Below are 13334 nucleotides of genomic sequence, written 5' to 3' on the forward strand. Positions count from 1 at the left end.
TTCTTACACGGAGCTCCCCTATTACCTCTTAATTAGAGGCTATTTTTAACTTGACGAATTTTCTTTTTCCAACCTGAATGACAATCCCCTCTTTAATCGCGATTGTTTCGTAAGGGTCTTGAACTTTTTCTTGATCGACACGAATCCCCCCGCCAGTTACCATACGTCTTGCTTCACTTTTCGATGGAAGCAAGTTTAACTCCTTAATCAAATCGACAATATTGATCGTCAGCTCCCCAGTCCACTCTACTTCCGGAATTTCATCTGGCATTTGATTTTTTTGAAAAACAGTAAGAAAATGCTGCTTACTCTGTTCAGCCGTTGCTGTGTCGTAGAACATTTCAACAAATGAAAAGGCTAATTCGAGCTTAGTGTCTCGAGGGTTTATGCCACTTTGCTCTAGCTGATCTTTGATTTGCTTTACCTTTTCCACCGGTGCATTGGAGGCAAGTTCAAAGTATTTTCCAATAAGTTCATCAGGAATGGACATCGTTTTCCCGAAGATTTCATTTGGCTCCTCATCAACACCAATGTAGTTGTTTTTAGATTTAGACATTTTCTCCACACCATCTAAGCCTTCCAATAACGGCAATAACAGAACCACTTGTCTTTCTTTATTGAACTGCTCTTGTACTTGCCTTCCGAATAATACGTTAAAATGCTGATCGGTTCCGCCTAGCTCAATATCCGATTCCAGTACAACTGAATCATAGCCTTGCATTATTGGGTAGAAGAATTCATGCAAGTAAATCGGCTTATTCGCTTCGTATCTGTTCGTAAAGTCATCACGCTCGAGCATTCTTGCTACCGTAACATTACTTGCGAGATGAAGCATTTTTGTTAAATCCACCTCAGATAACCACTTGGAATTATAGTGAAGTTCAACAGCTTCCATATTTATCACTTTTCCAAACTGTTCAAAGTAGGTCTTTGCATTGTAGCGCACTTCTTCATCAGTTAACGCTTTGCGGGTTGTATCTTTACCAGATGGATCCCCGATTTTACCCGTAAAATCACCGATAAGAAGCTGAATCGTATGCCCAAACTCCTGGAACTGTTTCAGTTTATTTAACACAACAGTATGACCAATATGAACGTCAGGTGCTGTCGGATCAAGCCCCAGTTTAACCTTTAATGGCTTCTGATCTCTAATCGATTTCGCAATTTTTTCTTTGAATTCTTCTTTTGGGAGGATTTCAGCCACCCCGCTCGACAAAATCGAATATTGCTTTTCTAACTCCTTTAACTGACTTTCATTTAATTGCTCGATGACATTCATTGTCATTTCCTCCCTTTTTAATGTATAAAAAAAGACACATCCCTATAGAAAGGGACGTGTCTGATCACGCGTTACCACCCAAATTGAAAATGAGACGAATCTCATCTTCCACTCAAAAAAGATAACGGATTTACCGTCTTTCACTACTGACCCTATGGCTTTTGCAAAAGAAGCTCAAGAAGGTAATTCATATAGACCTTTGTATCGATTCGCAGCAACCATCGACTCTCTGGAACAGGGAAATCTATACTACTTTATTCTATCATTGCAGTACAGTATTTTTTAAATTAACGTCATCATAATCGTTTTTTTATCGCTTGTCAATCATCAAAGTGCCTTGTCGATCGTGTTAAGCATCTATGTCCAAGCCTTTTTAGTTGGTTCGATGTAATCTGCCCAAGTTGGCGCGTTAGTGTGACCTCACATCCGGCTATAGTAGGAACGATGTCGATGATAACAGTTTAAGAAAGCTTCCCACTCTGCTTTCATATATCACCTTTACTAAGATTCCCATCGACCGACTGACATAGTATTTCGTCAGTAACTTCTGTATCTTCGTTGATGGCTGGAATTTTGGTTTCGTGTATTCTCTAACATGGATCGAGATTTAGGTAGATGAACTTTTTAGGTTTATGCCTTTACAAAAATTAAAATAGACCCTTTTGGATATCCAAAAAGGGTTGGTAACACGATTTCTGAACACAACTACTTTTTTTTCCAATAATAAATCGCCAATTGTGTGCGGTCTCTAACTTGTAGCTTATCTAAAATAATCGAAAGGGTATTACGTACAGTCCCTTCACTGATAAATAATTGCTTCGCTATTTCTCGATTCGAAAAGCCTTGAGCGACTAACTCCAGAATATCATTTTCACGAGGTGTCAATTCGCTGAGCCCTTGTTTTTCCGGTTGGGTCAATTTTTTTAAAACTTCTGCATCCAAAACCGACGAACCCGAAACTAATGCACGTAGTTGTTCTGACATGCTCGAAACCTGTGTTGATTTTAACAAATAGCCTTCCGCTCCTGCCAGAAGTGCTAATCGGATATTTTGTTCGTCTTCAAATGTCGTTAACATCATGATCCTAATGTGAGGCCAGCGCTCTTTTATCTCGCGCGTTGCTTGAATTCCATCCATGCCAGGCATCCGAATATCCATCAGAATCGCATCCGGCTGTGCCTGTTCGCACTTCTCTATCGCTAGCGCGCCGTCGTTTGCGGTTCCGATCACTTCCATGTCCTTTTCACGAGTGAGCAAAACTTGAAGACTTTGGTATACCAATGGATCATCGTCTACAATTAGGATCTTCATTGTCGTAACCTACCTTTCTTTTATTGGGCTCCAAGGCTCCCTCTTACTATTCGAAATTGGCTCGTAAATGTAGCATTTCCACTCGTATAAGTTCCTCGATTCATGAAATTAGCTGCCTTTTTCCATCGGCAGGACACAAACGATGCGAAAGCCACCTTTCGCATCGAACGATACACTTCCTCCTACTGATTGTGCTCGTTGGCGCAGGTTTCTAAGCCCCATTCCCCGAGTATGAGCATTCTTAGCCACTCCATCATTGTAAATTGCAAGTCGAACGATGCTTACACTTACATCCAGTGAAACATCTACATGCGTCGCTTCCGAATGTCGACTCACATTTGTAAGAGCTTCTTTCAGACACGGTTCAAGAATACTCCACAAATACACAGGTACTTTGGCCGTATCTCCGTACACCTTCAAGTCAAGGGGGCAAGCTGTAAACGCATCACAAACTTCTTCAAGACTACCAAGTCCGATCGTTTTAACTGGTGCCATATTATGGACGGTTTCCCTTAAATGAAGAGTACTGTTGGATAGACGCTTTTGTGCTTGTAAAAAGATCTCTTTTGCTTGTGGGTCGTTTTCCTCCCACAGCTGCTCAAAGGCTTGAAGTGCCAAGGAAGCCCCCGTCAATTCGTGACCAACGTGATCGTGTAGTTCTTGTGAGATCCGGTGTCGTTCGGTTAACTCAGCAGACCGGGCTGCCTTTACTTTAGATAACAACAACTCCCCTTTTAAAACCTCAAGTTCATACCGAGTTCGACGTTCACGATCCGCTTCCACCCTATATTGTTGTATTTGTATTTCCCAGCCTCGAATGACCCATCCTATAAATGCTGCAAAAACTAAGGTCACGATAAGCAAAACAGAAGGCTCTGCATAGACGAAAAAGGCGATAACAGCAGGTAATATAAACCATGGCCTTCCGTTACGGATTGCTTCAAAAATAGGCATAACTAACGCAAGCCACGCCCCTGACCAAAAAGGAATGACGATAAAGCATGCCGTCTGATCTATTAGCACCGTCCAACCGGGTAATGTAAAGCGCCACCTCGCAAGTGCCATGACTGCTAAAAACAGGAGAAGGATTACTCCAAACTCACCACTTTGACTCGTAAGCCATAGTAAACTGAGTAGAAGTAATCCAAGGAAACGCCAAAGTAACGTGCTTACTTTCGGAGTCCATATATCAAGGTGCTTTTCAGTCATTGGCTTCTCCTTCCCCTCATCTAGATGAAAACACGTCTTTTCTATAGATTAACACATAGACAGAATCCCAGTTTATGCGATTCTTCTTTTGCTTCCCAACAAAACGAAGGCCATCGTAAATAAAAGCAAAATCACAAGAGGGATGATGAGCTCAACCAAAGGCTTTGAAGAAATGATGACGCTTAGCCCCTCTGTTAACCAATATGTTGGCAAAAGCATTGCGATACGTTGGAAAAAGTCAGGCATGATCTCAACAGGCCAAAAAATACCACCAAGCATCGCCATCAGGATGATGACATTCATTAAAATAAGGAATGCTGAATCCTTGTTTCGGTACAACGAAATCCAAGCGAGACACAAGGCAATCGCTGTCAATGAAAAGAACGAATAGACAACAAATAAAAGAAGCGGTGCTATGAGAGCCTGACCATGAACGAGCATTCCACCAACAATCACGACAGCATTTTGCCCAATTAGGATGAGAGAGTATGCGAGTAAGCTCTGCCAGAGATACTGAAAATGGGTTACGGGAGCGACACCAATTCTCTTGAGGACACCGGTTGAACGATCTTCCATAATGAACTGAACGAGTCTTGCAGCGCCAAACAGCATGATCATTCCATAAAATTGGTACCCTAAAGGCAGCACTGACCATTCACCAACAGGTAGCAGTATGACAGCTATCGGTAAGACAAGTAGAAGAATCACATTCCCTAAACTTCGAAAACTCCGCTTTAAAGCAAATGTAAAGATCGTCATCCCAGCTTCCTCCTTCCCACAAAAGTGGCTACAAGAGCGAGTACAAGAGATGCTGCAAACAATAGCCCTATACTTAAGAACATTTTATCGATTTCCTCTCCGGTAATCATACCGAAAATTGCATTTTGTCCAAGAGATACAGGATTACCATAGGTTGACATGAAATCGAAAAAACCTGTAGTTGGAATCGGAAAGATCATTCCCGCAAAAACCATCGAACCTATTCCATAAACTTCTGAAAGCCGCTCCGCTATTTTAAAGTTACGAACGGTAAGGACCAGAATCATGCAAACAAGTTGAGACAATAACGAAACGGCTAAAATAACAAGCAACACCCAGCCAATATTTCCCCAATTCACACCATACACCCATTGCGTAAACAGCACGATGAATAATCCTTGAAGGACATTGAATAACATACTCGCTATAAGCAATGAACTCGCATGGACGTGGGCTCGGTAAGGGAGAGAATACATTCGCCACTTTCTAGCTGTAAAAAAATCTTCTTTCATGTACGACATCGTATAGGCACCGCCAAAAAGCTGAAAACTAATCATAAAGCTTACTGAAAGCCACGTCATACTTGATATGCTTTGGCCTTCTTCCCCCGCGACATGACCTGAGACCATCCCTAAAACGGAAATCAAGCAAAGCGGAACAACAGTTAAAAGAAAAAGTCCAATATAGCTTCTAAGCATCCGCTGCAACGCAAAACGGATTGTTCTAAACAACATCCTTATTCCTCCTCCCCATCGCGCAGGCGCTTTCCAGTAAGCGTCAAAAACACATCTTCAAGAGTAGGTTTTTCTGCACTTACAGAACGAACGCCACCTGCATCCTTTACGATGGAAAGGGCGCGGTCAAGATTTCCCGAACCAGTGCTTGAAATAATTTGCAGTTGTACACCATCTTGAACAACCTGCTTCACTCCGTCCAGATTTCGTAGTTTTTCAAGCAGTTCTTCAGTTGGCTCTGCTGCTAGTTCCAGCTTTATCTTCTCTTCATGCTGGATGTTTTCCACAAGTTCATCAATCGTTCCTTGGGCAATCACATGACCTTGATCCAAGATAACAACACGGGAAGCAATCGTCTGAACTTCCTCCATATAGTGCGTTGTATAAAGAATTGTCGTCCCTTGACGTTGCAGCTCACGAACCGATTCAAGGATATGATTCCGAGACTGCGGGTCAATTCCGACAGTCGGCTCATCCATAATGAGAAACCTAGGTTTGTGAGTAAGAGCACAAGCGATGTTTAATCGGCGCATCATTCCTCCTGAAAATTTCGTCGGCAGCTTTTTCGCTTGGTCAGAAAGTCCAACAAATTTAAGTGTTTCTTCAACTCGCTGTTTAAGTGCTGCTCCTTTCAAACCATAAATCCCACCAAAAAATTCAAGGTTTTCACGAGCGGTAAGATCCTCAAACACCGTGATATCTTGCGTCACTAACCCGATTTGTCGCTTAATATCGATCATATTGTGTTGCTGAGGTTTTTGAAACAGTTCAATATCACCTGAATCAACACTAATCAAACCTGCCAACGCATGAATGAGCGTTGTTTTCCCCGCGCCGTTCGGACCTAATAATCCGAGAATTTCCCCTTCAGCAATATCTAGGTCCACATGGTCCAAAGCTCGATGCGCCCCGTATCGTTTTACTATATTTTGCATATGTGCAATTGCCATACTAATTCCCCCTCATAATAAGTGAAACTAACAACTAACATTATTATTACAGCAAGAGGATTTAAATAGTAGTTACATTTGTAATGAAAGTTCAGCGGAAATTCTCATGAAGTCCACAACGTGGCTGTTTACATGGGAGTAAATATAAAAGTCGGACGTATTACCGAAAGTACCCCTGTCTATAAAAAAAGAAGACCCCAGTTCATCACTGGAGCCACACCTCAAAATCGCCACTCTTTTAAAATTTATTCTGTCACTAATTCCAGCTCGACTGGAATAAAGTCTTCTACATCCTCTCCATTCAGGACGGAAAATGCTGCATCTAGCGCTTCTTCACCGATGAGTGTTGGCTGTTGGGCGACTGTTCCTGCAAGCCGTCCAGCTTCTACAGAGCTCACTGCATCATCTGTTGCATCAAAGCCTACAACAACAACGTCTTCTGCGCCTGCTCCTTCTAACGCCTCTAAAGCACCTAACGCCATTTCATCATTATGAGCAAAAACACCTTGAATATCAGGATTGCTTTGAAGGATGTTTTCCATTACGGTTAACCCTTCTGACCGGCTAAAGTTCGCTGTTTGTGATGTGACTACTGTTAAAGAGTCTGAAGCAATATTGGTAAACCCTTCACCACGTTCACGAGCTGCCGAAGAACCTGGAATCCCTTCTAGTTCTGCAACGTCTGCATCTTCACCTACGAGTTCAACAAGTAACTCTGCGGCCATCTCGCCACCCGCCACGTTATCCGAGGCAATGTGTGTGACAGCCTCACCACCATCAGCACCACGATCAACAGTAATTACTGGAATGTCGGCTGCATTTGCAGATTCAACCGCTGAAATAACAGAGGACGAATCAGTTGGGTTAATTAAAATTACATCGACACCTTGTTGAATTAAATCTTCCACGTCATTGACTTGCTTTGCGTCATCATCTTGAGCGTCAACCGTTACTAAGTTTACACCGAGATCATCAGCTTTTGTTTCTGCACCTTCCTGTAATGTAACAAAGAAAGGATTATTTAGTGTTGAAATCGAAAAGCCGATTGTAAATTCACCATCTCCGCCTTGACCATCACTTTCATCACCAGAATCATTTGCAGGTGATTCCGTTGTACACGCGATCATGACAGCACCTAAAACCGTTACCATAAACATTAGCCATACTTTTTTCATGCTTCATTTCCCCTTTCAATCGTGTGTTATGCATTTTTTTTGCGGTCTAGTAAAACCGCCAGAAGAATGACACTGCCTTTCACGACTTGTTGGAAGAATGAACTGACTCCCAACAGATTGAGTCCATTATTTAAGACTCCTATGATTAAGGCACCAATTAAGGTACCGACAATCCATCCTCTACCTCCGGTTAGACTCGTGCCTCCTAGTACAACAGCAGCAATGGCATCCAACTCATACATCTGCCCTGCGGTTGGCTGAGCAGAATTCAACCGTGAAGTTAAGATTATACCTGCTAGTGCAGAGAGAAAACCGGTCAATGAGTAGACGTAAACTTTAATTCGGTCAGCTTTTATTCCGGATAAGATGGAAGCTTCTTCATTACCCCCAACGGCATAAACACGTCTACCAAAGGTCGTTTTCTTTAACACTAAATATAGAACGAGAAAACTAACCATCATTGTAATGGCAGGAACGGGTACACCGAAAAAGTAACCGCGTCCGAGTAGCTCAAAAAACGTTGACTCGCCTAAACCAGTTACCGGACGACCATCTGTAAAAACAAGCGTTAACCCTCTATAAATCGTCATCGTAGCAAGTGTAGCAATAAAGGGCGCGACTTTTCCTTTTGCAATGACAAATCCATTAATTGCTCCAAGAATCGTTCCTACTAAAAGACCGATAAGCATCGCTAGTATCGGGTCGACACCTGCTGCCATCAATGTCGCTGTTACGGCACCTGAGAATGCGAGCATGGAACCGACTGACAAATCTATTCCCCCTGTTAAAATGACAAACGTCATTCCAAAGGCAATCAAGGCATTGATTGAAACTTGTCTTAAAATATTTAAGATATTTGAAAAGGACAAAAAGCTAGGATTAATAATCGTGATAACAGTGACAATTAAAAGCAACCCGATAAATGGACCTAACGTTGCCAATAAGGATTTTAACCTCTTATTGTCGAACATGTTTATCCCCTCCTGTGGCGTAATGCATGATCGTTTCTTCAGTTAGTTCACTTCTTTCAAGTGTTGTTAATATTTCCCCTTCAAACATGACCGCTACCCTCGTACTTAAACCAATCACTTCAGGCAACTCGGAAGAAACCATAATAATCGCAACGCCCTGTTTTGCCAGCTCATTCATAATCATATAGATTTCTTTTTTTGCCCCTACATCTACACCACGAGTCGGCTCATCTAAAATTAACACCTTGGGGCTGGTGCCTAACCACTTTGCAATAACAACTTTTTGTTGATTTCCGCCACTCAACGACTTGGCGGCTTGTGCGGGTCCCGAGGTGCGAACGCTTAGCTTTTTTACCAGTTCATCGTATAAGGCCATTTCTTTTTGACTTGAAATCCAGCTTGAAGATGAAATATCTGAAAAATTCGTTAAACTTAAATTATCTTTGATTGAAAAATCAACGATCAACCCTTTAGATTTTCGATCCTCTGATACAAATCCAATTCCTTTATTTATCGCGACATGTGGACTCTTAATAGTAACTTTTTCACCGTCTATCAAGATCTCGCCATGATCTGCTTTTCGGTAGCCGAAGATCGTCTCTACTAATTCTGATCTTCCCGCACCCATCAACCCTGAAATACCAAGAATTTCACCCTCTCGCACATAAAAGGAGGCGCTTTCAAATTCACCTGCTCTTGATAGTCCTTTGACTTCGAGTTTTGTTTCCCCAGGTTGTAGGTCATGATCTGGAAATCTCCCACCTAGCTCTCTACCTACCATCATTTTCACAACATCGTCAAAATTCGTATCCGGGATTTTTTTCGTCCCAACGTATTCCCCATCTCTTAAAACCGTAATGCGCTGACAGAGTGAAAAAATTTCTTCCATTCGGTGAGAGATATAGATAAAAGAAACACCTTTTGCTTGTAAGTCTCTTATCGTTTTAAATAACGTTTCAATTTCTCGTCCTGTCAATGCTGCTGTTGGCTCATCCATGATGATGATATCGGCATTTGTTAAAAGCGCCTTAGCAATCTCAATAATTTGCTGTTTTCCAACTGAAAGACTTCCAGCTCTCTCAGTTGCCTTTACCTTTAGACCTAGATCTAAAAGTTTTTGCTCAGCGATTCGATTCATTTCCTTCGTTTTTAACCAACCAATTTTCCCAACCGTTTGCTCATTTCCTAAAAATAAATTTTCTGCGACTGTAAGCTCAGGCAGAATGTTTAGTTCTTGATGTATAACGGCAATGCCATCTTGTTCAGCGTCTTTTGGATGCTCGTATTTTACCTGTTTATTTTTCACTTTAATCGTGCCATTGTCTCTTTGGTGAATCCCAGTAAGGATTTTCATGAGTGTTGATTTTCCCGCTCCGTTTTCGCCCATTAAAGCGTGGATTTCACCTTTATTTAGAGAGAATTGGACATTTTTCAAGACTTGATTTGCACTAAAGGATTTATCAATGCCTTCCATCTGAATAACCATACCTACACTCCCTTCCAGCTGCTTGCCTTTTTAGAAAATCACCCCTGATTGTAAAATCACATTCGCATAAGGTGTGTTTTCTCCGGTACGAATAATCGCTTTTACATGATGAAGCTCTTTTTTGAAATCTTCATGAGAATAGTAGTTAACGAGTACGTCGAACTTGTTCATTTCTTGTTGCACCTTTGGATTGTGAATTTGCATTTCTTTGGCAATGTATAGCCTTTCTACAGCCATGTCATCCAAAACTTCTGATAACACTTCTAAAAAAGAAGGCGTGCCCTGTCGAATCGATAAATCAATGCATGGAACGTGATCGGGGATCGGCAAACCACAATCCGCAATCGCAATTCGATCTGTATGACCCAATTTTGCTAGTAAACTCGCAATGTCTCGATTTAAGATACCGTTCTTTTTCATTCTCGCCCCCCTCCCTGTCGTTGTTCCATAAATCTATCAAGTTGATCACGCGTTGGCATCCCGCCCTGTGCTCCTAACTTTTGAACCGATAAGGCTGCCGCTCCATTCGCAAAAGAAACAGCCTCCTCAAGTGCCCGACCTTCCGCAATAGCTACAGCAAATGCGCCATTAAACGTATCTCCTGCCCCTGTCGTATCTACGGGTTCTACACGATAACTGGAGATTTCGACCTCATGCTGACCATCGAAAAATGAAGCACCACGTGCTCCCTTAGTGATAATCAGCTTGGAACGCAAGTCGCTTTGTATCGATGCAGTAAACAATTGATTATATTCTGTTTCGTTAGGGGTTACATACGTTGCTTTCTGCCAGCTTCCTTTCCTTAACAGCTGGGCAGGTGCCGGATTTAAAATCACAGTCGTTTCATATTCAGTACACAAATCAAGAACGTATTCTATTGTTTTGAGTGGGATTTCTAGTTGAAGTAACACGATATCGCTTTTGATAATTTCTTCTTTAAATTTCTCTACATACTCTGGTGTCACATGATTGTTCGCTCCCGGGGTCACAATAATCCGATTATCTCTGTCAGATAAAATAATCGTTGCGACACCTGAACTGCATTCTGTAACCGGTTCCACATCACCCGAAAAAATTCCATTATCAGATAACACTTGCTTTAAAACCGGACCGAATGGGTCATCGCCCACTCTTCCGATCATCCGAACCTGAGCCCCTAGCCTCGCTGCCGCAACAGCTTGATTTGCTCCTTTTCCTCCTGGCATCGTACTGAATGACTCACCTAAAACCGTCTCCCCTTGACTTGGAAAAATATCTGTATTCGTAACCATATCCATGTTTATACTGCCAATCACTGTAATCGTTGGTTTAGTCATGACTCTCCTCCGTTTGATTCGTCGTTTCACGAACAACTAGATTCGTAGGTAGCTCGTAGTAATAAGAGTCTAATGGTATTTTTTCAATCTGCTTAATTAACAATCTCGTTGAAAGCGCGCCCATTTCATATATTGATTGTGCCACGGTAGTTAAAGAAGGGACAAGCATCGTCCCAATCGGAACACCATCAAACCCTACTACTTTAAGGTCTTCAGGTATTCTTTTTCCTACACTATGTGCCGCTTTCATTACTCCAGCTGCTGTTACATCACTGCTAGCAAAAATACCGTCAATCGTCGGATGTTTTTTTAGTAGCTCTCTTGTTACAGTCTCTGCACGGTCAATTTGAAAATCGGCTTCAATAACGATATTGGCAGTCCCGCGTTCTTCAACCACTTCTTTAAAACCAAGAAAGCGGTCATCAGAAGGTGCTAACCCTACAGGACCTCGAATATGTGCTATAAATTCACACCCATTGCCAATCAAGTGATCTGTCGCTGACCGGGCTCCCTCTTTGTTATTTGAGACAACAGAAGGAATATTCTCATCAATGACACGGTCTAATGCCACAATCGGGATATCAAGTTGATGGTAATCATGTAATGATAAGCTACTCGTTGTTAAAATGATCCCATCCACATACTTTTGTTTTAATGCTTCTAAATATTTCTTTTCTTTTTTAACCTCTTCATCCGTATTACATAAGACCACCGTATAGCCATATGTTAAAGCAACGTCTTCAATTGCTCTTGCCAGCTCCGGGAAAAACGGGTTGGTAATATCCGGCATGACAAGTCCGATCATCCCTGACGTTTTATGATAAAGCGTACGTGCGACTGAATTTGGGCGGTATTTTAATTCTTTTATTGAGGTTAAAACCGCTTGTTCTGCCTCTTTACTTACATAACCTTTTTTATTTAAAACTCGTGAAACAGTTGCTACAGAAACTTTTGCGTGCTTAGCCACATCTCGAATGGTTGTCATTATTATCCCGCCTAAGTTTTTTGTGTAACCGGTTACACAAAGCATAATATGAACTTTCATTCTTGTCAACGATTGATATCAGTTATGATATAAATAAGCGAATTCTATGATAAAATGGATCAATAATACAAACAAGGAGACTAGCTATGGAGAAAAAACTCGACCACATCGGTGTAGCTGTTCGTAACTTAGAAGACAGCATTGATTTTTATCTAAATGTCTTAGGTGGAAAATTAATTGATCGCTATCGAAGTGAGGCACAAGGTGTTGAAAGTGAGATTGCAATTTTGGAAGTTAACGGCAACCGAACGGAGCTTCTCATGCCAACAAACAATACGACCTCGCCGATTGCTCGATTTATTAAGCAAAAAGGCAAAGGCGTTCATCATATCGCATATCACGTTCACGATTTGGATGAAGCACTTGAGGAATTAAAACAAAAAGGGATTCGGACATTGGAAGATACGTTACGAGTTAATAAACACGGGAGACGGTTAATCTACTTAAATCCCGCTGATACAGAAGGAACAATTATTGAGTATTGCGATTATCCAAATATGGTATAAACAAATAAAGCTCATTAATCTTCAAAGATGTATAGCTTTCCATTAGCTGGTCTTTTGAAATTCGGTCCTTTAAAACCTCGATTGACCAGTTCTTTTCGCATTAACAGCATAATACCTCCATGACCGACGATAAGAACGTCGTTTTTGGACTCGAGTATTTCGTCTAAGGAAACATTAATACGAGCCATCACATCTTTCTTACTCTCCGGTTGTGATTGGTGATTAAACAGCCAGGCAACTCTTAGAAATAGCAGATGAAGTAAAAGCGGGATTCGAATGTTCCACTTGATGAATGGCGCCATTCGTACCTCTCTTAATTCACTTCTAAACTCAATATCTTTATCGAAAACCTTTCTGGCCGTAATATCTGCTCTTTTTAAATCACTCGAAAAGCACCGCTGCCAGTCAATTTTTTGCAAATCGACATCGGTCTCCGTGACATCAGATTCATCGTATTCATCGACCCACTTGATTAATTCTGATGCACGAATGAATGAATTCGGATAGCCACGCTCCACTTCAAAATGCCGTAATAATCCTATTCTCAATCTTCATCCCTCCCTAACCACCTAAAACAAATCTTTCAATAGACT

At 41.5% G+C, this 13334-nt stretch carries 14 protein-coding genes and 1 other annotated feature; of the genes, 1 reads left to right on the forward strand and 13 read right to left on the reverse strand.

All coding sequences use genetic code 11. From position 1 onward, the window contains the following. Positions 1–28: 28 nt before the first annotated feature. The 12 genes from tyrS to CDZ94_RS07385 form a co-directional block, all read right to left on the reverse strand. On the reverse strand, positions 29–1279 hold the full coding sequence (gene tyrS / locus CDZ94_RS07330; RefSeq protein ID WP_096435848.1) for a tyrosine--tRNA ligase: 1251 nt from the start codon (positions 1277–1279) through the stop codon (positions 29–31). A gap of 47 nt (positions 1280–1326) precedes the next feature. Next, positions 1327–1554: a binding site (T-box leader), on the reverse strand. Between the two features lie 430 nt (positions 1555–1984). Next, on the reverse strand, positions 1985–2590 hold the full coding sequence (locus tag CDZ94_RS07335) for a response regulator (protein WP_096435849.1): 606 nt from the start codon (positions 2588–2590) through the stop codon (positions 1985–1987). Positions 2591–2698: 108 nt separating this feature from the next. Continuing rightward, positions 2699–3799: a sensor histidine kinase gene (locus CDZ94_RS07340; protein WP_096435850.1), complete on the reverse strand. Its 1101-nt coding sequence runs from the start codon at positions 3797–3799 to the stop codon at positions 2699–2701. Between the two features lie 72 nt (positions 3800–3871). Next, entirely contained in the window at positions 3872–4558 is a 687-nt protein-coding gene (locus CDZ94_RS07345) for an ABC transporter permease (protein ID WP_096435851.1), read from the reverse strand. Next, a complete protein-coding gene (locus CDZ94_RS07350; RefSeq protein ID WP_096435852.1) occupies positions 4555–5292 on the reverse strand; it encodes an ABC transporter permease in 738 nt (245 codons plus the stop codon). Before CDZ94_RS07350 ends, CDZ94_RS07345 begins: the two co-directional genes overlap by 4 nt. A 2-nt stretch (positions 5293–5294) precedes the next feature. After that, on the reverse strand, positions 5295–6242 hold the full coding sequence (locus tag CDZ94_RS07355) for an ABC transporter ATP-binding protein (protein WP_096435853.1): 948 nt from the start codon (positions 6240–6242) through the stop codon (positions 5295–5297). 245 nt (positions 6243–6487) lie between these two features. Then, complete coding sequence (gene rbsB, locus CDZ94_RS07360) at positions 6488–7417, reverse strand: ribose ABC transporter substrate-binding protein RbsB (RefSeq protein ID WP_096435854.1); 930 nt, start codon at positions 7415–7417, stop codon at positions 6488–6490. Positions 7418–7443: 26 nt separating this feature from the next. Continuing rightward, the gene (locus CDZ94_RS07365) at positions 7444–8388 is read right to left on the reverse strand and encodes an ABC transporter permease subunit (RefSeq protein WP_096435855.1); all 945 of its coding nucleotides are present in this window, start codon (positions 8386–8388) and stop codon (positions 7444–7446) included. Beyond that, positions 8375–9874, reverse strand: a complete 1500-nt coding sequence (locus tag CDZ94_RS07370; RefSeq protein WP_096435856.1) for a sugar ABC transporter ATP-binding protein — start codon at positions 9872–9874, stop codon at positions 8375–8377. Before CDZ94_RS07370 ends, CDZ94_RS07365 begins: the two co-directional genes overlap by 14 nt. Positions 9875–9904: 30 nt before the next feature. Further along, positions 9905–10294 carry a D-ribose pyranase gene (gene rbsD / locus CDZ94_RS07375; RefSeq protein ID WP_096435857.1) on the reverse strand — a complete coding sequence of 130 codons (390 nt, stop codon included), beginning with the start codon at positions 10292–10294 and terminating at the stop codon, positions 9905–9907. Continuing rightward, complete coding sequence (gene rbsK, locus CDZ94_RS07380) at positions 10291–11190, reverse strand: ribokinase (protein WP_096435858.1); 900 nt, start codon at positions 11188–11190, stop codon at positions 10291–10293. Before rbsK ends, rbsD begins: the two co-directional genes overlap by 4 nt. Next, on the reverse strand, positions 11183–12175 hold the full coding sequence (locus CDZ94_RS07385) for a LacI family DNA-binding transcriptional regulator (RefSeq protein ID WP_096435859.1): 993 nt from the start codon (positions 12173–12175) through the stop codon (positions 11183–11185). The genes rbsK and CDZ94_RS07385 overlap by 8 nt, the downstream gene beginning before the upstream one ends. Positions 12176–12321: 146 nt before the next feature. Here CDZ94_RS07385 and CDZ94_RS07390 point away from each other — a divergent pair, with 146 nt between their 5' ends. Continuing rightward, on the forward strand, positions 12322–12741 hold the full coding sequence (locus CDZ94_RS07390) for a VOC family protein (protein ID WP_096435860.1): 420 nt from the start codon (positions 12322–12324) through the stop codon (positions 12739–12741). 14 nt (positions 12742–12755) lie between these two features. Here CDZ94_RS07390 and CDZ94_RS07395 read toward each other — a convergent pair whose 3' ends face one another. After that, positions 12756–13289 carry a histidine phosphatase family protein gene (locus CDZ94_RS07395; protein ID WP_096435861.1) on the reverse strand — a complete coding sequence of 178 codons (534 nt, stop codon included), beginning with the start codon at positions 13287–13289 and terminating at the stop codon, positions 12756–12758. Positions 13290–13334: the final 45 nt, after the last annotated feature.

It is taken from the genome of Alteribacter populi, assembly GCF_002352765.1.
GTDB lineage: Bacteria > Bacillota > Bacilli > Bacillales > Salisediminibacteriaceae > Alteribacter > Alteribacter populi.

Coding starts and splice junctions, on each gene's coding strand:
- tyrS (WP_096435848.1), bottom strand. CDS start 1,279: ATGAATGTCATCGAGCAATTAAATGAAAGTCAGTTAAAGGAGTTAGAA.
- CDZ94_RS07335 (WP_096435849.1), bottom strand. CDS start 2,590: ATGAAGATCCTAATTGTAGACGATGATCCATTGGTATACCAAAGTCTT.
- CDZ94_RS07340 (WP_096435850.1), bottom strand. CDS start 3,799: ATGACTGAAAAGCACCTTGATATATGGACTCCGAAAGTAAGCACGTTA.
- CDZ94_RS07345 (WP_096435851.1), bottom strand. CDS start 4,558: ATGACGATCTTTACATTTGCTTTAAAGCGGAGTTTTCGAAGTTTAGGG.
- CDZ94_RS07350 (WP_096435852.1), bottom strand. CDS start 5,292: ATGTTGTTTAGAACAATCCGTTTTGCGTTGCAGCGGATGCTTAGAAGC.
- CDZ94_RS07355 (WP_096435853.1), bottom strand. CDS start 6,242: ATGGCAATTGCACATATGCAAAATATAGTAAAACGATACGGGGCGCAT.
- rbsB (WP_096435854.1), bottom strand. CDS start 7,417: ATGAAAAAAGTATGGCTAATGTTTATGGTAACGGTTTTAGGTGCTGTC.
- CDZ94_RS07365 (WP_096435855.1), bottom strand. CDS start 8,388: ATGTTCGACAATAAGAGGTTAAAATCCTTATTGGCAACGTTAGGTCCA.
- CDZ94_RS07370 (WP_096435856.1), bottom strand. CDS start 9,874: ATGGTTATTCAGATGGAAGGCATTGATAAATCCTTTAGTGCAAATCAA.
- rbsD (WP_096435857.1), bottom strand. CDS start 10,294: ATGAAAAAGAACGGTATCTTAAATCGAGACATTGCGAGTTTACTAGCA.
- rbsK (WP_096435858.1), bottom strand. CDS start 11,190: ATGACTAAACCAACGATTACAGTGATTGGCAGTATAAACATGGATATG.
- CDZ94_RS07385 (WP_096435859.1), bottom strand. CDS start 12,175: ATGACAACCATTCGAGATGTGGCTAAGCACGCAAAAGTTTCTGTAGCA.
- CDZ94_RS07390 (WP_096435860.1), top strand. CDS start 12,322: ATGGAGAAAAAACTCGACCACATCGGTGTAGCTGTTCGTAACTTAGAA.